Source organism: Novosphingobium sp. ES2-1 (assembly GCF_015169775.1).
GTDB lineage: Bacteria > Pseudomonadota > Alphaproteobacteria > Sphingomonadales > Sphingomonadaceae > Novosphingobium > Novosphingobium subterraneum.
This window is the reverse complement of record NZ_CP063445.1, coordinates 3,105,472-3,122,564: the sequence shown is the minus strand read 5'-3', so window position 1 is coordinate 3,122,564 and position 17,093 is coordinate 3,105,472. Positions and strand designations below refer to the sequence as shown.

The following is a 17,093-nucleotide window of genomic DNA, read 5'->3' as shown; positions in this document are numbered from 1 at the left end:
GCACCATCGGACATTAATTGGTCGATTAATTCTCGTTGACCGGGATGGGGCTGTGCGCATAGGCTGCGTGCAAACAACCAGAACCGGAGAGATTGGCCATGTCGCTCGACCTGATCCCGCGCACAGCCTACAACGAAGACCACGAAGCCTTCCGCCAGACCGTCCGCCGCTTTCTGCAGGACGAAGTCGCCCCGCACGCGAACGAATGGGCCGAAGCTGGCATCGTGCCCAAGAGCATCTGGCCCAAGGCAGGTGAGCTTGGCCTGCTGTGCCCGACGGTGCCCGAGGAATACGGCGGGCTCGGCCTCGACTTCGGCTACAACGCCATCGTCGACGAAGAGAGCGCCTACTATGGCCGCGTGGCCACCGGCTTCTCGCTGCAGTCCGACATCGTGGTCAACTACATCGTCTCCTACGGCTCGGAAGAGCAGAAGAAGAAGTGGCTGCCCAAGATGGTTTCGGGCGAGGTGATCACCGCCATCGCCATGACCGAACCGGGCACCGGCTCGGACCTTCAGGGCATGAAGACCACCGCGAAGAAAGACGGCAACCATTATGTGATCAACGGGTCGAAGACCTACATCACCAATGGCCAGAACGCCGACCTGATCCTGGTGTGCTGCAAGACCGACACCGACGTGCAGCCCGCGTGGAAGGGCGTTTCTATCGTGCTGGTCGAAGCCGACCGTGAGGGCTTCAAGCGTGGTCGCAACCTCGACAAGATCGGCCAGGACGAAGCCGATACCTCGGAGCTGTTCTTCGAGGACGTGCGCGTTCCGATCACCAACTGCCTTGGTGAGGAGGGCAAGGGCTTCATCTACCTGATGAGCGAACTGCCGCAGGAGCGCCTGTCGATTGCCGTCAGTGCGCAGGCGTCGGCGCAGAAGGCTTTTGACGATACGGTGGAGTTCACCCGCGAGCGCAAGGCATTCGGCAAGCCGATCCTCGACTTCCAGAATACCCGCTTCACGCTGGCCGACATCAAGGCGAAGCTGCAGGTGGGCTGGGCACACCTCGATTGGGCCCTGGCGCGGCATCTGAAGCGCGAACTCACCCCCGAAGAAGGTGCTGCCGCCAAGCTGTGGCACACTGAACTGCAGTGGGAAGTGATGGACAAGTGCCTGCAGCTCCATGGCGGCGCCGGCTACATGAACGAATACGCGATTGCCCGTGCATGGCGCGGCGCGCGCGTTACGCGCATCTTCGGCGGCACCAACGAGATCATGAAGGAGCTGATCGGGCGCAAGCTCTGATCGGTTGTGGGTCTGGCCCCCGCCTGGAAATAGGAAGAGCCCGCTCTCCAAGCCGGAGGGCGGACCCTTTCGCTTTGAGCACTGCCGGGGTTCAGCCGGTGTAGACGCGCTTTTCCTTGACCCGCTTGTCGCGGACGACCGGACGGCGGGGGACCACGCGGGCGCGCTTTGTCTCGACCCAGGTTTCGGTGACGACGGTTTTCTCGACGCAGGGCTTCTGCGGCGGAAGCATGACCGGGACCATCACATATCCGTAGGGCGCGTAACCGGGATAGTAGCCCGGATAGCCTCCGGGATAAGGCCCGCCGGGATAAGGCTGCGGCGGAAGCGAGGCGAAATAGTCGTCGCATTCGCGGCGCAGGCTCTTGTCCTCGGCCTTGTCGATCACGTTACCCGCCACTGCGCCAACGGCAGCGCCTGCGACAGTGCCGAGCACGCGATCGCCCTTTCCGGCGATGCGGTTGCCCGCCACGCCGCCGATCACGCCGCCTAGCAGCGCGCCGCCGACACCCTTGTCACCATAGACCTTGGCGCAGCGTTCATTCATTTCGGCCCAGCGCGGGTCTGGCTGCGGGTAGGCGTTGGGATAGTAGCCCTGCGGCGGCGGGGGAGGGGGCGGCGCATCGACCACAGGCTGGGTCATCACCACGGTGGGGTAGGGCGCGCCGATCATTGGCGGATAGTAGATGGAGCCTGCCGCACCGCCGTAATAGCCGCCGGTGTAGCCGCCCTGCCAGCCACCGCTGACCGGACCGGGATGACGGTGTTCACCAGCCAGTGCCGGAGATGACACGGCACCCAGCGCAATGGCTGCGATCAAGAGACGACGAAGCATGCGGTTTGCCCCTGAAAAGGTTCGTTAACCGCAAACTTACCATCAGGACCCCCATAAAACCAAGGTTTCCGGCGCGCGAGAGTGCCGCCTGTCCCGAATCGGGGCAGGAATCAGATGCAGGATCAGATACGAGCCGCGATTGCTGCGGCAAGCGCCTCGATCCCGCGCGCGTCGTCCTCGTCGAAACGGTCGGGCGAGGGGCTGTCGAGATCAATCACCGCAATAACCGCGCCATCGCGAATCACCGGCACGACCAGTTCGGAGCGGCTCGCCGCATCGCAGGCAATGTGGCCCGGAAAGGCGTGCACATCCGGCACGAGCTGGGTCGTCGCGGTTGCTGCCGCCGTGCCGCAAACGCCCGAGCCGAGCGCGATGCGGATGCAGGCGGGCTTGCCGATGAAGGGGCCAAGCACCAGCTCCCCGCCGACCATGCGGTAGAAGCCTGCCCAGTTCAGATCCGGCAGGTATTGCCAGATCAGCGCCGCCAGATTGGCCATGTTGGCGATACCGTCGGGCTCGCCTTCAGTGAGGGCCTTGGCGGCTTCGAGAAGATCGGTGTGGAGTTCGGCGCGGCTCTGGCCGTCGGTGGGTGCGAATGTGAACATGGCAAGGTATCTAGCGTAACCGGTCCGAAAAGTCGCGCCGCGCAACTTCGCACAGGTGTGCCATTGCTCTGAGACACGGTCAGGCCTAGATTCCGGGCCATGAAGCTCCTCAAGAAACTGCTGATCGCGCTGCTCGTGATCGTCGCCATCATCGCCGCCTGGGTTGCCTGGTCAATTCACGGGTCCCCGGCCGAGTACACGCTCAACGAAACCTCGGGACCGAAACCCAAGCTGGCGCGACCCGACGGCCAGACGATCCCGACGATCAAGACGGCCGATCCGATTGGCTGGAAGGACGGCGAGGCTCCGGTCGCGGCGCAGGGTCTGCAGGTCACCCGCTTTGCCGACAAGCTCGATCACCCGCGCACCGTGGTGACCCTGCCCAACGGGGACGTGCTGGTTGCCGAGACCAATTCGCCGCCGCGCAAGGTCGAAGGCATCACCGGAGTCGTGATGGGGTATCTGTTCAAGAAGGTTGGCGCTGGCGGCCCTTCGCCCAACAAGATCGTGCTGCTGCGCGATGGCGATGGCGACGGCAAGGCCGAGCAGCGCTTCGTGATGGAGAACCCGGCGCTGGATTCGCCATTTGGCATGGCCTTCCGCGAAGGTCGCCTGCTGGTGGCAAACCACAACGCAGTGCTCTCGTTCCCGTATGAGCTGGGGCAGACCGCGCTGACGGGCAGCCCCGAGAAGCTGATGGACCTGCCGGGCGGCGGCAACCACTGGGCCCGCAACCTCCTGCTTGCGCCGGACGGTTCCAAGCTGTTCGTCACGGTCGGCTCGGCCTCGAACATTGCCGAAGAGGGCATCGAGACCGAATATCGCCGTGCTTCGATCCACCAGTACGATTTCGCCAAGAAGAAGTCGTTCGAGTACGCAGGCGGGCTGCGCAACCCCAATGGTCTGGACTTCAATCCCTACAGTGAAGAGCTGTGGACCGTGGTCAACGAGCGCGACATGCTCGGGTCGGACCTCGTGCCCGATTATCTCACCAACGTACCGTTTGGCGCGAACTATGGCTGGCCGTGGGTCTACTGGAAGAACAACATCGACCAGCGCGTGACGGCACCGATGCCGGAATACATGCTCGATTACGTGCGCAAGCCTGAATACGGCCTTGGCGCACACACTGCCCCGCTGGGGCTTGCCTTTGCGAAGGGTGGCAACCTGATGGGCGACAAGTTCCAGCAGGGTGCGTTCGTTGCGCGCCACGGGTCATGGAACCGCCGTCCGCTTTCGGGCTACGATGTTGTCTTCGTGAAGTTCGACACGCGCGGCAACGTCCTGCCCAATCCGCCGGTGCCGGTGCTGACCGGCTTCCTGACCGATGACGACAAGGCGCGTGGCCGTCCGACCTGGGTTACCTTTGCGAAGGACGGCGCGCTGCTGGTCAGCGACGATACCGGTGGCGTGATCTGGCGAGTCTCGGCTCCGGGGGCGAAGCCAGCTGCCGCCATAACGCCGCTCCCGACGCGTTCGGCACCGCCGCAGCCCAAGGGCACCGGCAAGTTCATCATGAAACCCAACGCTGATTCGGACCTGATGAAACCTCAGCAGTAAGCGCTTTTGCCCACCCCGCCCCCTCCTGCCTGCGGAAGGGCCGCGAGACTTTCTGAACGCAGTGAAGTCAGTCGCGGCGGGGTGGGCTCGTCAGAGCGACCGACCAGCTCGGCCCGCCAGCTCGTTGACGTACTGCCACGCCACGCGGCCGGAGCGGCCACCCCGGCGCTTTGACCATTCCAGCGCGTCGCCTTCCTCGTAAGCCAGGCCGAAGTGCGCCGCGTAGCCGGCGATGATGGCGAGGTAATCGTCCTGCGTGCAGTTGTGGAAGCCGAGGCTGAGGCCGAAGCGGTCGGCAAGAGCCAGCCGGTCATCCACAACGTCGCGCGGGTTGATCGGATCGTCCTGCTCGGAAAGATGGCGCTCCACAATCGCGCGGCGGTTCGACGTTACTGCCAGGCGCACGTTGGCCGGGCGTGCCTCCACGCCACCCTCCAGCCACGAACGCAACTTGCGCGCGCCATCGCTGTCGGAGGCGTCAAATCCGAGATCGTCCAGGAAGACGAGGAAGCGACGATCGACCTTGCGCAGGATGGCGAAGAGATCGGCGAGGCCAGCGTCCGGGCTCGCCTGCACCAGCGCGATGGATCCGGGCAGAGCGGTCTGCGCTGCCAGCGTCGCCGCCCGCAGCAGGGCCGATTTGCCCATGCCGCGCGCGCCCCACAGCAACATGTCGTGCGATGCAGCGCCGCGCGAAAGCCGTGCGACGTTTTCGACCACTGCCGCCTTCTGCTTGTCGATTCCCTGCATCAGGTCGAGCGCGGGCGCTTCCAGCGGATCGATCCCCCGCGCCGCCTTGCCGTCCCAGACATAGGCGGGGAAGGCCAGCCAATCGGCGCTGGCCTCGCGCGGCGGGGCAAGGCGCTCCAGCGCCTCGGCTATGCGGGTGAGCAGGACTGCGGTCATGCCCAGCCGATTATCGGGCCGGCGGTTATCCCGCAAGCGCCTCGCTGTCGAGATCGTAGAGCAGCGCTGCACCCGCCATGGCGGAGGAGCCGAGGCCTCGCGCTTCGGGTACGATCACGCGGTTGAAGAACTTGGTGACCGCGATCTTGCCGTGCAGGTCGGACGCGCGCGACTGGCGTGCCAGCTGCCAACCGGCGACGGCGACGGCGCACATCGTGGTGAAGGGCACCGAGCCCGCCAGCTTGTCGTCCAGCGAGGCAGTAGTGCTCATCCATTGGCCAATGGCCGCCGCGTCCTTGGCGAGCGCGGCGACTTCGGGGACGTCTTCCATTTCCGACGCGATCTCGGCCATCAGCGCCTGCAACACGCCGCCGTTTTCGTATCCGAGCTTGCGCGTGACGAGATCCGCCGCCTGGATGCCGTTGGTGCCCTCGTAGATCGGAGCAATCCTTGAATCGCGCAGGTGCTGGGCAGCGCCGGTCTCCTCGATGAAGCCCATGCCGCCGTGGACCTGAATGCCGAGGCTGGCGACTTCGCATCCGATTTCGGTGCCCCACGCCTTGAGCATCGGCACGAGCAGTTCCGCGCGCTTCTGCGCCGCGTCGTTGCCGAGCGCACCGCGATCGACCTGGCCTGCGGTGTAGTAGAGCAGGGCACGACTGCCTTCGGTCAGCGCCCGCATGCGCATCAGCATGCGGCGGACGTCGGGATGCTCGATGATCGCGACCGGGGCCTTGTCGGCCGAACCGGCGCGGGCCGACTGCACACGGTCACGCGCATAGGCCCGCGCCTGCTGGAAGGCGCGCTCGGCGATCTGCACGCCCTGGCTGCCGACATTGATGCGGGCCGAGTTCATCATCGTGAACATGGCCCGCAAGCCGCCGTTCTCGTGCCCAACCATCTCGCCGATGCATTCGCCATCGTCGCCATAGCTCATGACGCAAGTGGGCGAGGCGTGGATGCCGAGCTTGTGCTCGATCGAGACGCAGCGGACATCGTTGCGGGCACCGAGCGATCCGTCCTGTTCCACGTGAAACTTCGGAACGATGAACAGCGAAATGCCGCGTGAACCCTCGGGCGCGCCCGGCGTGCGAGCGAGAACGAGGTGGACCACGTTGGCGGCGGCATCATGCTCGCCGAAAGTGATGTAGATCTTGGTCCCGGCGATGCGCCACTTGCCGGCGTGAGGCCCTTCGGTGATCGGCGTGGCGGTGGTACGCAGCGCACCAACATCGGAGCCGGCCTGCGGCTCGGTCAGGTTCATCGTGCCCGACCACTCGCCGCTGATCAGCTTGGGCAGGTACATGGCCTTTTGCGCGTCGCTGCCGTGATGCTCCAGCACCTCGATCGCGCCAACGGTGAGCATCGGTAGCAGGGTGAAGCCCATGTTGGCCGCGCCCAGCGTTTCGAGAGTGGCAGTGGCCAACGTGAACGGCAGTCCCTGACCGCCAAATTCCGTGGACCCCGCGATCGAGTTCCAGCCCTGCTCGACGAAGGCCTTGTAGGCGTCGACATAGCCGGGGGGCAGGGTAACCTCGCCATCGCGCCACTTCGCGCCGATCTGGTCGCCCGCGCGGTGCAGCGGCGCCCATTCCCCCGCAGCGAATGCGCCAATGCCTTCGACGATCGCCTCGACCAGATCGGGCGTGGCAGCGGCAAAGCGTTCGCTCTGGGCGAGTTCGTCGATCCCGGCGCTCACGCGGATGGCGAGAAGCTGGTCGGCGGTGGGCGGCGTGAAAGTCATCGTCCTCTCCTGTCTCGCGCAATTTCAGGCGCAGGGCATGTGCGCTTGGCGCGGAGCCTGGGTCTCCCTATAGCGAGCCTGATGGAGCCGACAAAGCCTTCCAAAGTGCATCTGTCCGACGCCCGAGGACTCGAGCTCGCCGCGCAGGTCATCACGCTCGGCGGGACGGTCGCCGTGCCGACCGAGACGGTCTATGGCTTGGCCGCCCGCGCCGACGACGATGCGGCGGTGGCCGGGATCTACCGCGCCAAGGGCCGGCCCGATTTCAACCCGCTGATCGTGCACGTGCCCGACGTTACGGCCGCCGAAGCTCTTGCTCTGTTTGACAGGCGCGCGACGAGCCTGGCGAAGGCCTTCTGGCCCGGTGCGCTGACCATTGTCCTGCCCTTGCGCGAGGGTGCACGATTGGCGCCCGCCGTCAGCGCCGGATTGCCCACCGTGGCCCTGCGTTGTCCGGCACATCCGGTAATGCAGGCCCTGTTGAAAACCTGTGGATTGCCACTCGCCGCACCATCGGCGAATCGCTCGGGCGGGGTGAGCCCGACCAGCGCAGCCCATGTCGCGGCATCTCTGGGTGGCCGCGTCGACCTGATTCTCGATGGCGGAGAGACGCGGCAGGGAATCGAATCCACGATCGTCGGCCTGCGCGCGGATGGGTCATGGACCGTCCTGCGTCCGGGCCCGATCACCGAAGCCGAAATTGCCGGCGTTCTGGGCGGACAGAGCGCCGCCATGACGTCAGCAAAGATCGAGGCTCCCGGGCAGTTGGCGAGCCACTACGCCCCGGGCAAGCCCGTGCGGCTGAACGCGGTGAAGGCGCGGGCAGGGGAGTTCATGATCGGCTTCGGTGATATCGCGGGAGACGTGACGCTGTCGGCAGCTGGCGATCTGGCTGAGGGGGCGGCGCGGCTCTACGCCTGCCTGCATCAAGGCTCGACGGCGCCGCAACCGCTTATCGCCGTGGCACCGATCCCCGACGAAGGCATCGGCGTGGCGATCAACGACCGCCTGCGCCGTGCTGCGGCCTAGAGCGCTTTAGTCGCGTGCCTCATAGGGCACGCTGGCCCGCATCGCGTCCATCTCGGCATAGATGCTGCGGGCGTCACTGCAGGCCTCATCATCACCACGGCTGCAATCGCGGCGCGCCTCTTCGTATTGCCGCGCAAGCTTGCCATAGCGCTCTTCACGGCGGCGGATTTCGCGGCCGCGCTTCTGGTCCCGCTCGGAATCGCTGACCGTGATGCGATCGTAGACGCCAGCCGTCGTGTTGACGGCCTTCGCGCCCACCCGCACCGGCGCTGTCGCCAGGTCGAACGCGCTTTTGGCGACGCAGCCGGAAAGCGCGAACGCCAGAATGGAAAGCCCTGTGAGGCGACGGCGCATGAACTTCTCCCTCAAGGGAAAAATCCCACTATCCTAGCCACTTGGCAAGCAGGACCTGCACCAGTTTGGTCCTCGCGGAGTCAATCCGGTGCAAGTTGCACTGCAGGTCACTGGCCGTCGGCATCTTCGCTGGCGTCAGCCGCGCCTGCCGTATCCTTATCGCTGTTCGGCGTGACGCCATTCTCGCAGACCAGCTTGCCCGAGCCCATGGCGCTGACCTTGCAGGTAGCGCGGCCGAAAACACGCACTTCGCCCGAACCCATGATGTTGGCGTTGACGTGTCCGTTGGAGGCAAAGCGGGCATTGCCCGAACCGGCAACGTCGACCTTGACATCGTCGACCGTCAACCCATCCATTTCGGCATCGCCGCTGCCGGCGACAGTCATCTTCAATTCCCTGGCCTTGCCCGCCGCGCGCAGCTTGCCCGAACCGACCACGTCGATGCCGAGCTTCTGCGCGTCGATCGCGCGCGCCTCGACCACGCCTGACCCGGCGACGGTGATCTTGGCATCGCTGCCGCCGAGCTGGTCTGTTGTAAGATTGCCGGATCCGGCCAGCACGACCTCGCTCAACGCTGGAAGCGTGACGTTGACCGTAGCCGCGCGGGTTGACTGGCCGAGCTTCCAATCCTCGCGCGTGATGCCAAGCTGGCCTTCGGACAGGGCAAAGCGCAGCTTGTCGGCGCCTTCGCCCTCGACCGTGATCGCCAGCTTGTCGCCCCGGGTGATGCGCACGTTGTCGGGACCGAGCAGGGCAATGCCGGTCGGCGCCGCACCGCTTAGATCGAGATCGGCAAGCGGAACGCCCTTCTTGCCATTGAACGAGATATTGCCGCCGTCACAACCAGCGAGCGCAGTGGCCAGACCCATGACGGCAACACCAGCAAGCGCGCGAGCAAAATTCCTTAACATGACTTGGTCACTCCTGACGCTATTTCTGACTGTATTGCCGATATAACACGGTGATACGATCTCGACCAAGTCGTTGGTGGAGCCGGGCCATAAGTTGGTCGCAAAACCGGCAACGAAAAAGGCCCCCGGTTTCCCGGAGGCCTCTTTTCATGCGCAAGTGCGTGAAACGGATCAGGCCGTTTCGTAGTACTTCGGCGCGTGTTCGTTGAGGATCGCGAGGATCTTCTTGAGCGCAGCAGGCTCGTCGGTCTTTTCCATTGCCGCGAGTTCGCGGGCGAGGCGCGAGGAAGCCGCTTCGAAGATCTGGCGTTCCGAGTAGGACTGCTCCGGCTGATCGTCGGCGCGGAACAGGTCGCGCGTCACTTCGGCGATCGACACGAGGTCACCTGAGTTGATCTTCGCTTCGTATTCCTGGGCGCGGCGCGACCACATGGTGCGCTTGACCTTGGGCTTGCCCTTGAGAGTATCGAGCGCTTCGCGCAGCGTCTTGTCGGACGACAGCTTGCGCATGCCGATCGCTTCGACCTTGTTGACAGGAACGCGCAAAGTCATGCGTTCCTTTTCGAAGCGCAGCACGTAGAGCTGCAGCTTCATGCCGGCAATTTCTTCGTCCTGAAGTTCGACCACCCGGCCGACACCATGCTTCGGATAAACGACGTAGTCCCCAACATCGAAGGCGAGAGCCTTACCTGCCATTGGTAATCCTTTCGACGCGGGCAGGACCGGCAAACGGAGATCAGCGAAGCCTTGGGGGAAATGGACATGAGCCTGCCGGATCGACGGTCATGCGAGGCTTGCGATCCGGTTGCTGTTCTTGTCCTGCCGTTTTTCGTGGTGAAAGACGCCGGACGGGCATGAACCCACCGGCGCTTGGCGGCCTACATAACATCTCGGCAACAAAATTACCACCCCTGAACGCACTGCAGCGCAGCGGAAATCGTTTGCTGTCTCCGTTGCGGAGACAACAAACGCCTTACGCTGCGCAGGCGGAGGGTCGGAAGCGCAAGGGCGGCAGGAGCCACCGGCCCTTGCAACGTGCTGAAATCAGTCGCCTTCGCCGGGCTCGGCGGAGAAGTACTTGTCGAACTTGCCTTCTTCGCCCTTGTGCTCGTCGGCATCGGCCGGAGCGTCCTTCTTGGCGGTGATGTTCGGCCACTCTGCCGAATACTTGGCGTTCAGTTCAAGCCACTGCTCGAGCCCGGATTCGGTATCGGGCAGAATCGCTTCGGCCGGGCATTCCGGTTCGCACACGCCGCAGTCGATGCACTCGCTGGGGTTGATCACCAGCATGTTCTCGCCCTCGTAAAAGCAATCAACGGGGCACACTTCGACGCAATCCATGAACTTGCAGCGGATACAGGCGTCGGTGACGACGTAGGTCATGGCGATTTGATCCCTCAGGTCTTCGTTTGAGGCCGTGCTAGAGGCCTTTATGCCGTGGCGTCAAGCGGGGCCATCAAACCGGCAACCCGTCTGGCGAGGATTGGTCAGGAATTTCGAGCACACGGTAGCAGGATTGTGCTTCGCTGGCCGGGCCGCGCCGTCCGGGGATCGCCAGAACCTCGATAACGGTCACCCGGCTGCGCATCGGCAGGACGAGCACGTCGCCCATCTTCACGCCCGCGCTGCATCGCTCGATCCGGCGGCCGTTGAGGCGGATGTGGCCCGCGGAAACCCAATCCTGGGCAAGGCCGCGGCTGCCGGCGAAACGGGTGAACCAGAGGAACTTGTCGATCCGCAAGCAGGCTGTCTCCTCTCCTATCGCGCCACCAGTTCGGCGAGCGCGGCAAATGCTCCTGTGGGTGGCGGCTTCGGTCTTTCCGGCTCGGTCGCAGGTTCGCGACGGGAAGGCCGCCAGTCCCATAGTGGCGGGTGCGGGGGGCCGAATGCCTTTTCGGGCAGGCTGCGCCCCATGTGCACGCGAAAGCCTCCGGCACGCAGCAAGGCGGCATAAGCAGCGGTCGAAAGATTCATCGAGCGGGCAATCGCGGGATCCAGGAAGACGCGCCTTGCCTTCGTGGCCATGCGGGTTGCATGCGCCGCCTGGAGCAGCTTTTCGGCAAGATCGACCCGAAGACTTTCGTTGCCGAGCCTGCGGTATCCGGCAGGTGCAATCTTCGCGTGGACAACCGGCTGCATCGTCTCGGGCGGCAGGGGCGCTGGTCTGCCCCAGATGCGCGCCAGCCGGTGCCACGCCTGCATCGCGCCAGGGCGCAAGGCATTGGGCAGGAACAGGTCGAGCGCACCAATGCGCACGCCCAGCTTCTTCAGGCGCTGGCGCTGCGCTGCGTCGAGCCGGTCCAGTCCCGAGCCTTCCCGCACCAGCACCCCGCCCGCTTCCACGAGATGGAGCAGCAGCGCGCGCAGTTCAGGCCCGGAAGCGGGATCGCGGCTGGCTTCGTCGAGCGCAAGCAGGGGTTTGAGATGGCGCTGGTGCTGCGTCTGCAACCAGCCGTCCAGCGCCGCGACGACTTCCGCCTTGTCGGTGGGAGCAAGCCTGTCCAGCGCGACGTCGGGCTTGAGCCGAGGGGCCAGCATGGTTCGCCCGCGCTCGAGCTTGGCGACCACCGTGTCCTGCCAGACCAGCGCGGTGTCCTCGAACTCGATGCCCCTGGATTCGCGCGTGGCTTTGGCCAGCGCCTTGGCGCGATTGTGCAGGAGGCCCGGCAAGTGGCGCTCGGCGGCAGCCAGCAGCAGTCGGCGATCCTCGGCACGGGCGAGGGGATCGACCACGAAGCGGAAGCCCTCAAGATGTCCGATCGGCTCGTCATCCACGAGTACCGCGCCCTCGTCCGACAGACGCACCGGCAGCAGCGATGCGTCAGCCCCGGCCTTGCGCATCAGCACGGCAGTGCGGCGATTGACGAAGCGTTCGGTCAGCCGCGCGTGCAGCGCATCGGAAAGGCGCGCCTCTACGGCGCGGGCGCGGGCGGACATTTCGTCCTTGGCCAGCACCCAGTCAGGCCGCTGCGCGATGTAAGCCCACGAACGGATTGCGGAAATTCGAGCCTGCAGAGTGTCGATATCGCCCGAAGGATTGTCGAGCTGGGCGATCGCCTGCGCCACGTAGTCCGCGCCGAGATAGCCATGGCGCAGATCCTGCCACAGGCGGGCGACGAAGCGGCTGTGCGTTTCCTCCCCCTGCGAGCGGAAATCAGGCAGGCGGCAGACGTCCCAGAACCGTTCGACCGCACGCTTGCCGCGCACGCTCGACGCCGTATCCACATCTTCGGCCAGGCGTTTGAGCACCGCAAGGTCGATAGCCTGCGGAGGCGTCGCCAGTTCGGGGCGAGGGGGGAGGCTTTCGAGGTCCTCGATCAACGTTGCAAGGCTGTCGAAGCGCGGCTCCGCCTCGCGCCAGAACAGGCGGGTGAGGGGCGGGAAGCGGTGTTCCTCGATCGCGTAGATTTCCTCGTCGGTGAATTCAGGATTGGTGCCACCCGCGCCTGCCAACGTGCCGAAAGTGCCATCGCGCTGGTGCCGCCCGGCGCGGCCGGCGATCTGTGCCATTTCCGCTGTCGTCAGGCGGCGCTGGCGATGGCCGTCGAACTTGGACAAACCGGCGAAGGCGACATGATGGACATCGAGATTGAGCCCCATGCCCACGGCATCGGTGGCGACGAGATAGTCGACCTCGCCCGCCTGGTACATCGCCACCTGGGCATTGCGGGTCTGCGGGCTGAGCGCCCCCATGACCACCGCCGCGCCGCCGCGGAAGCGCCGCAGCATCTCGGCCATGACATAGACCTTCTCGGCACTGAAGGCGACAATCGCGCTGCGCGGCGGAATGCGCGAAAGCTTCTTGGCACCGACATGCGTGAGCGTCGAAAAGCGCGGGCGAGTGACGATTTCCGCCTCGGGCACCAGCGCCTTGATCATCGGCTCCAATGTCGAGGAGCCAAGCAGCATCGTCTCCTCGCGACCGCGCGTGTGCAGCAGGCGATCGGTGAAGACGTGGCCGCGTTCGGGATCGGCGGAGAGCTGAGCTTCGTCCAGCGCGACGAAGGCAAGGTCCGGGCGCGAAGGCATCGCCTCGACCGTGCAGAGATGCCAGCGCGCGCCCTTGGGCTCGATCTTCTCCTCGCCGGTGATCAGCGCGACGTTGTCCGCGCCCTTGATCGCGCAGACACGGTCATAGACCTCACGCGCCAGCAGCCGCAGCGGAAAGCCGATCGCACCCGAGGAGTGCGCGCAGAGACGTTCGATCGCGAGGTGGGTCTTGCCGGTGTTGGTCGGCCCAAGCACCGCCTTGACCACGCCTCCACCATTTGCGCCGGTGTGGGCGCTCTTCCGAGGCTGGGCAGGAATGCGCGGGGCCATGTGTCTGAATGTGGCGGGCATGATGCCCATAAACAAGAAAGGGCGGGGAATTTATCCCCGCCCTCGATTCTCGTGCGCTCATCGAGCTTACTGGTTCCCCCAGAGTTACTGGTTCATCGTCGCGAAGAAGTCTTCGTTGGTCTTCGAATCCTTCATCTTGTCGAGCAGGAACTCCATCGCATCGACAGTGCCCATCTGCATGAGGATGCGGCGCAGGACCCACATCTTCGAGAGCTGGTCCTTCGGCACAAGCAGCTCTTCCTTGCGGGTGCCGCTCTTGCCCACATCGAGCGCGGGGAAGATGCGCTTGTCGGCAACCTTGCGGTCGAGCACGATTTCCGAGTTGCCGGTGCCCTTGAATTCTTCGAAGATCACTTCATCCATGCGGCTGCCGGTGTCGATCAGCGCGGTGGCGATGATCGACAGCGAGCCGCCTTCCTCGATGTTGCGGGCAGCACCGAAGAAGCGCTTGGGGCGCTGCAGGGCATTGGCGTCGACACCGCCGGTCAGCACCTTGCCCGAGGAGGGCACCACGGTGTTGTAGGCCCGGCCCAGGCGAGTGATCGAATCGAGCAGGATGACGACGTCACGCTTGTGCTCGACCAGGCGCTTGGCCTTTTCGATAACCATCTCGGCAACCTGCACGTGGCGCGTGGCGGGCTCGTCGAACGTCGAGGAGATGACCTCGCCCTTCACGCTGCGCTGCATGTCGGTGACTTCTTCCGGGCGTTCGTCGACCAGCAGCACGATCAGGAAGACTTCCGGGTGGTTGTCGGTGATTGCCTTCGCCATGTTCTGCAGCAACACGGTCTTGCCGGTGCGCGGCGGCGCGACGATCAGCGCGCGCTGGCCCTTGCCCTGCGGGCTGACCAGATCGATCACGCGGGCCGACTTGTCCTTGACCGTCGGGTCGAGCGTGTCGAGCTTGAGGCGCTCGTTCGGGTAGAGCGGGGTGAGGTTGTCGAAGTTGACGCGGTGGCGCACGGCCTCCGGCTCGTCGAAGTTCACCTTGATCAGGCGGGTGATCGCGAAATAGCGTTCACCATCCTTGGGCGCGCGGACTTCGCCTTCGACGGTATCGCCGGTGCGCAGGCCCCACTTGCGGACCTGGTTGGGCGAAACATAGATATCGTCAGGGCCGGCAAGGTAGTTGGCCTCGGGGCTGCGCAGGAAGCCGAAGCCGTCCGGCAGGACTTCGATCGTGCCGATGCCGAGGATTTCCTCGCCGTCTTCCGCCATTTCCTTGAGGATGGCGAACATCAGGTCCTGGCGGCGCATGGTGCTGGCGCCTTCGACCTCGAGCTCTTCGGCCATCTGGACCAGCTCGGCGGGGGTTTTCTGCTTGAGTTCCTTCAGGTGCATTTCGTGTTTTTCCAAAGGGTTGGATAGATGGCCGGAAACCTCTGAAGGGCTTGGAGAAAGCGAGAGGGCGGCTGCATCGATCGGCAGCACATCTGCATTCCGGTTCGCCGCAGATATGCCTGCGCCAACCGATAGTCAATTGTGGATAGGGGCACGGGGGTGGTATCCTCCCGGCATCAAACCGGAAAACCGGTCTTTCGAGAGGAACAACAATGATCAGATTGCCCCGCCGCGGCGAAACCTTCCCCCGCCCGCAGGCCCAAGATGCTCCGGCCAATGCTTGGGGCTCGCAATGGAAGCATCTGCCGCGTTCGCCCATGCACCTGGTGCGTAACGCAATGCGCGATGGCCTGCGGACCTTGCGCGGCTGACCTGGGCTCTGACCCCTCCCGCCTGAGGGAGGGGAGAAGAGTCAGAACGGCTTCACGATCACCATGATCACGATCACCGCGGCAGCGATGCCCGGGATCTCGTTGAGCATGCGCAGCTTCTTGCCTGAAAGCTTCCGCACCCCTTGGGCGAGCAACTGCGCGTAGCTGGCCAGCCAGAAGTGATAGGCCGTCAGCACCAGGACGAAGGCCAGCTTGAGGTGGAACCACCCTTGCGCAAACGCGCCGATGTCCACCGCCAGCAGCAACCCGAGCACCCAGACCACCACCAGAGCCGGCCACATGATGATCTTCATCAGCTTGCGCTCGCGGTCCACCCAGACCGCATTCTCGGGCGAGCCTTCCGGCGCCTCCTGATGGTAGACGAAGAAGCGCGGCAGCATGAACAGGCCGGCCATCCAGAAGATCACGAAGATGACATGGCCCGCCTTGAGCCAGAGATAGAGCATCGCCAATACCTGCTGCATCTGTTGCGGCTCCGCCTGCCAGTGCGCCCCTGCTGAGGGCTATTTCGGCGCGGAAACCGGGGTTTGCAAGTGCCCGAAAAGTTCAGTCGCGCGACCAGCTCCGCACGATCTTCAGCAGGGCCTCGACGTTTTCGATCGGAGTGTGCTGGCCGATCCCGTGGCCCAGGTTGAACACGTGCGGACGGTCGGCGAAGGCTTCTAGGACGCGGATCGTCTGCTTTTCCAGCTCCGGTCCGCCTGCCAGCAGCAGCAGCGGATCGAGATTGCCCTGCACCGGCATCCCCGCAGGCATTTCGCGCGCGGCCCACAGCGGATCGATGGTCTCGTCGACGCCCACGGCATTGACCCCCGTCTCGCGGGCATAGGCGGCCAGCTTCTCGCCTGCACCCTTGGGGAAGCCGATCACCGGCACGTGCGGATAACGGCGCTGCATTTCGGCCGCGATCCTGGCATTGGGCGCGATGACCCAGCGTTCGAATTCGGCAGGGGCTAGGCTGCCCGACCATGAATCGAACAGCTGCAGGCCTTCGGCACCGGCCTCGACCTGTCCCGAAAGGTATTCGATGGTTACCTGCGTGATGGCATCGACGATCGCCTGGAACTGGCCGGGATCGCGATAGGCCAGCGCACGGGTATCGTGATGATCGCGGCTGCCTTCGCCTGCCACCATGTATGTGGCAACCGTCCATGGGCTTCCGGCAAAGCCCAGTAGCGTCGTCTCTGGGCCGATCTGTGCCTTCACCTTGGCCACCGTCTCGTAGATCGGCGAAAGGCGCTCAGGCGCCGCGACAAGGCTTTCCAGCGCAACGTCGAGCAGGCGCGGAGACAGGTCCGGGCCTTCGCCGACGAGGAACTTGAGATCCTGACCCATCGCATAGGGCACGATCAGGATGTCCGAGAACAGGATCGCACCGTCGAAACCGAAGCGGCGGATCGGCTGCACGGTCACTTCTGCCGCGGCGTCAGTGTCATAGACCAGCGCCAGGAAACCGCCCTTTTCAGCGCGCAACTCGCGGTATTCGGGCAGGTAGCGCCCCGCCTGGCGCATCAGCCAGATCGGCCGACGGGAAAGATTCTCACCCTGAAGAGTCCTGAGAAGAGGGCCGGGCATTTCGATCCAATCCACTAAAATAGATTCTTAGAATCAGGTTGAAGGTGTTTGTTGGCCCTGTGGAAACCGGGGATTGCGTGTCACTGCCCGATTTGTGAGTCCGCTTCCACACTTTTTGCTGTTCGCGACTCTGGACAGCACATGAGTCAACGCGAAGTTCTCACCGCTCTCCACAGGCTGGGGAAAACGCTGTCCACTTGTCCACAAGTGCCCCTGAAGATGACTCGGATCGAGGGTGAATCTGCGG

Annotated in this window: 16 protein-coding genes; 3 read left to right on the top strand and 13 right to left on the bottom strand. The window is 64.5% G+C overall.

Features of this window, described 5'->3' with window-relative positions; all coding sequences use genetic code 11:
• The first annotated feature begins 98 nt into the window (after positions 1-98).
• Positions 99-1,253: an acyl-CoA dehydrogenase family protein gene (locus IM701_RS15270; RefSeq protein WP_039333185.1), complete on the top strand. Its 1,155-nt coding sequence runs from the start codon at positions 99-101 to the stop codon at positions 1,251-1,253.
• 91 nt (positions 1,254-1,344) lie between these two features.
• Here IM701_RS15270 and IM701_RS15265 read toward each other — a convergent pair whose 3' ends face one another.
• Together IM701_RS15265 and IM701_RS15260 are read right to left on the bottom strand one after the other, a co-directional pair.
• On the bottom strand, positions 1,345-2,088 hold the full coding sequence (locus tag IM701_RS15265) for a glycine zipper 2TM domain-containing protein (RefSeq protein ID WP_193827390.1): 744 nt from the start codon (positions 2,086-2,088) through the stop codon (positions 1,345-1,347).
• 122 nt (positions 2,089-2,210) lie between these two features.
• Positions 2,211-2,693, bottom strand: a complete 483-nt coding sequence (locus IM701_RS15260; protein ID WP_193827389.1) for a GAF domain-containing protein — start codon at positions 2,691-2,693, stop codon at positions 2,211-2,213.
• A 99-nt stretch (positions 2,694-2,792) separates the two neighbouring features.
• Here IM701_RS15260 and IM701_RS15255 point away from each other — a divergent pair, with 99 nt between their 5' ends.
• On the top strand, positions 2,793-4,253 hold the full coding sequence (locus tag IM701_RS15255) for a sorbosone dehydrogenase family protein (RefSeq protein ID WP_193827388.1): 1,461 nt from the start codon (positions 2,793-2,795) through the stop codon (positions 4,251-4,253).
• Positions 4,254-4,343: 90 nt separating this feature from the next.
• Here the strand turns inward: IM701_RS15255 and IM701_RS15250 are convergent, their stop codons facing one another.
• Together IM701_RS15250 and IM701_RS15245 are read right to left on the bottom strand one after the other, a co-directional pair.
• Positions 4,344-5,159, bottom strand: a complete 816-nt coding sequence (locus IM701_RS15250; RefSeq protein WP_193827387.1) for a DUF815 domain-containing protein — start codon at positions 5,157-5,159, stop codon at positions 4,344-4,346.
• A gap of 25 nt (positions 5,160-5,184) precedes the next feature.
• The gene (locus IM701_RS15245; protein WP_193827386.1) at positions 5,185-6,903 is read right to left on the bottom strand and encodes an acyl-CoA dehydrogenase; all 1,719 of its coding nucleotides are present in this window, start codon (positions 6,901-6,903) and stop codon (positions 5,185-5,187) included.
• A gap of 81 nt (positions 6,904-6,984) precedes the next feature.
• Between IM701_RS15245 and IM701_RS15240 the strand changes: the two genes are divergently transcribed.
• Entirely contained in the window at positions 6,985-7,932 is a 948-nt protein-coding gene (locus tag IM701_RS15240) for an L-threonylcarbamoyladenylate synthase (protein WP_193827385.1), read from the top strand.
• 6 nt (positions 7,933-7,938) lie between these two features.
• Here IM701_RS15240 and IM701_RS15235 read toward each other — a convergent pair whose 3' ends face one another.
• The 9 genes from IM701_RS15235 to hemE all read right to left on the bottom strand — a co-directional run bounded on the left by IM701_RS15235 (position 7,939) and on the right by hemE (position 16,846).
• Positions 7,939-8,286 carry a hypothetical protein gene (locus IM701_RS15235; protein ID WP_039333198.1) on the bottom strand — a complete coding sequence of 116 codons (348 nt, stop codon included), beginning with the start codon at positions 8,284-8,286 and terminating at the stop codon, positions 7,939-7,941.
• A gap of 107 nt (positions 8,287-8,393) precedes the next feature.
• Complete coding sequence (locus tag IM701_RS15230; RefSeq protein ID WP_230487734.1) at positions 8,394-9,197, bottom strand: head GIN domain-containing protein; 804 nt, start codon at positions 9,195-9,197, stop codon at positions 8,394-8,396.
• A gap of 171 nt (positions 9,198-9,368) precedes the next feature.
• Positions 9,369-9,893, bottom strand: a complete 525-nt coding sequence (locus IM701_RS15225; RefSeq protein ID WP_011443787.1) for a CarD family transcriptional regulator — start codon at positions 9,891-9,893, stop codon at positions 9,369-9,371.
• Positions 9,894-10,241: 348 nt separating this feature from the next.
• Entirely contained in the window at positions 10,242-10,580 is a 339-nt protein-coding gene (fdxA, locus tag IM701_RS15220; RefSeq protein ID WP_011443786.1) for a ferredoxin FdxA, read from the bottom strand.
• 73 nt (positions 10,581-10,653) lie between these two features.
• Positions 10,654-10,938 carry an RNA-binding S4 domain-containing protein gene (locus IM701_RS15215; RefSeq protein ID WP_230487733.1) on the bottom strand — a complete coding sequence of 95 codons (285 nt, stop codon included), beginning with the start codon at positions 10,936-10,938 and terminating at the stop codon, positions 10,654-10,656.
• 17 nt (positions 10,939-10,955) lie between these two features.
• The gene (locus IM701_RS15210) at positions 10,956-13,538 is read right to left on the bottom strand and encodes a helicase-related protein (protein WP_193827384.1); all 2,583 of its coding nucleotides are present in this window, start codon (positions 13,536-13,538) and stop codon (positions 10,956-10,958) included.
• An 84-nt stretch (positions 13,539-13,622) separates the two neighbouring features.
• Complete coding sequence (gene rho / locus IM701_RS15205) at positions 13,623-14,879, bottom strand: transcription termination factor Rho (RefSeq protein ID WP_039333211.1); 1,257 nt, start codon at positions 14,877-14,879, stop codon at positions 13,623-13,625.
• Positions 14,880-15,291: 412 nt separating this feature from the next.
• Entirely contained in the window at positions 15,292-15,735 is a 444-nt protein-coding gene (locus IM701_RS15200; RefSeq protein WP_039333213.1) for a CopD family protein, read from the bottom strand.
• 82 nt (positions 15,736-15,817) lie between these two features.
• Positions 15,818-16,846 carry a uroporphyrinogen decarboxylase gene (hemE, locus tag IM701_RS15195; RefSeq protein ID WP_193827383.1) on the bottom strand — a complete coding sequence of 343 codons (1,029 nt, stop codon included), beginning with the start codon at positions 16,844-16,846 and terminating at the stop codon, positions 15,818-15,820.
• Positions 16,847-17,093 lie beyond the last annotated feature (247 nt).

What these genes read in the sequence shown, in the direction of transcription:
- IM701_RS15260 (WP_193827389.1), bottom strand. Translation starts at nt 2,693, where the DNA reads ATGTTCACATTCGCACCCACCGACGGCCAGAGCCGCGCCGAACTCCAC.
- IM701_RS15210 (WP_193827384.1), bottom strand. Translation starts at nt 13,538, where the DNA reads ATGCCCGCCACATTCAGACACATGGCCCCGCGCATTCCTGCCCAGCCT.
- rho (WP_039333211.1), bottom strand. Translation starts at nt 14,879, where the DNA reads ATGCACCTGAAGGAACTCAAGCAGAAAACCCCCGCCGAGCTGGTCCAG.
- hemE (WP_193827383.1), bottom strand. Translation starts at nt 16,846, where the DNA reads ATGCCCGGCCCTCTTCTCAGGACTCTTCAGGGTGAGAATCTTTCCCGT.
- IM701_RS15250 (WP_193827387.1), bottom strand. Translation starts at nt 5,159, where the DNA reads ATGACCGCAGTCCTGCTCACCCGCATAGCCGAGGCGCTGGAGCGCCTT.
- IM701_RS15265 (WP_193827390.1), bottom strand. Translation starts at nt 2,088, where the DNA reads ATGCTTCGTCGTCTCTTGATCGCAGCCATTGCGCTGGGTGCCGTGTCA.
- IM701_RS15230 (WP_230487734.1), bottom strand. Translation starts at nt 9,197, where the DNA reads ATGTTAAGGAATTTTGCTCGCGCGCTTGCTGGTGTTGCCGTCATGGGT.
- IM701_RS15200 (WP_039333213.1), bottom strand. Translation starts at nt 15,735, where the DNA reads ATGCAGCAGGTATTGGCGATGCTCTATCTCTGGCTCAAGGCGGGCCAT.
- IM701_RS15255 (WP_193827388.1), top strand. Translation starts at nt 2,793, where the DNA reads ATGAAGCTCCTCAAGAAACTGCTGATCGCGCTGCTCGTGATCGTCGCC.
- IM701_RS15225 (WP_011443787.1), bottom strand. Translation starts at nt 9,893, where the DNA reads ATGGCAGGTAAGGCTCTCGCCTTCGATGTTGGGGACTACGTCGTTTAT.
- IM701_RS15245 (WP_193827386.1), bottom strand. Translation starts at nt 6,903, where the DNA reads ATGACTTTCACGCCGCCCACCGCCGACCAGCTTCTCGCCATCCGCGTG.
- fdxA (WP_011443786.1), bottom strand. Translation starts at nt 10,580, where the DNA reads ATGACCTACGTCGTCACCGACGCCTGTATCCGCTGCAAGTTCATGGAT.
- IM701_RS15235 (WP_039333198.1), bottom strand. Translation starts at nt 8,286, where the DNA reads ATGCGCCGTCGCCTCACAGGGCTTTCCATTCTGGCGTTCGCGCTTTCC.
- IM701_RS15270 (WP_039333185.1), top strand. Translation starts at nt 99, where the DNA reads ATGTCGCTCGACCTGATCCCGCGCACAGCCTACAACGAAGACCACGAA.
- IM701_RS15240 (WP_193827385.1), top strand. Translation starts at nt 6,985, where the DNA reads ATGGAGCCGACAAAGCCTTCCAAAGTGCATCTGTCCGACGCCCGAGGA.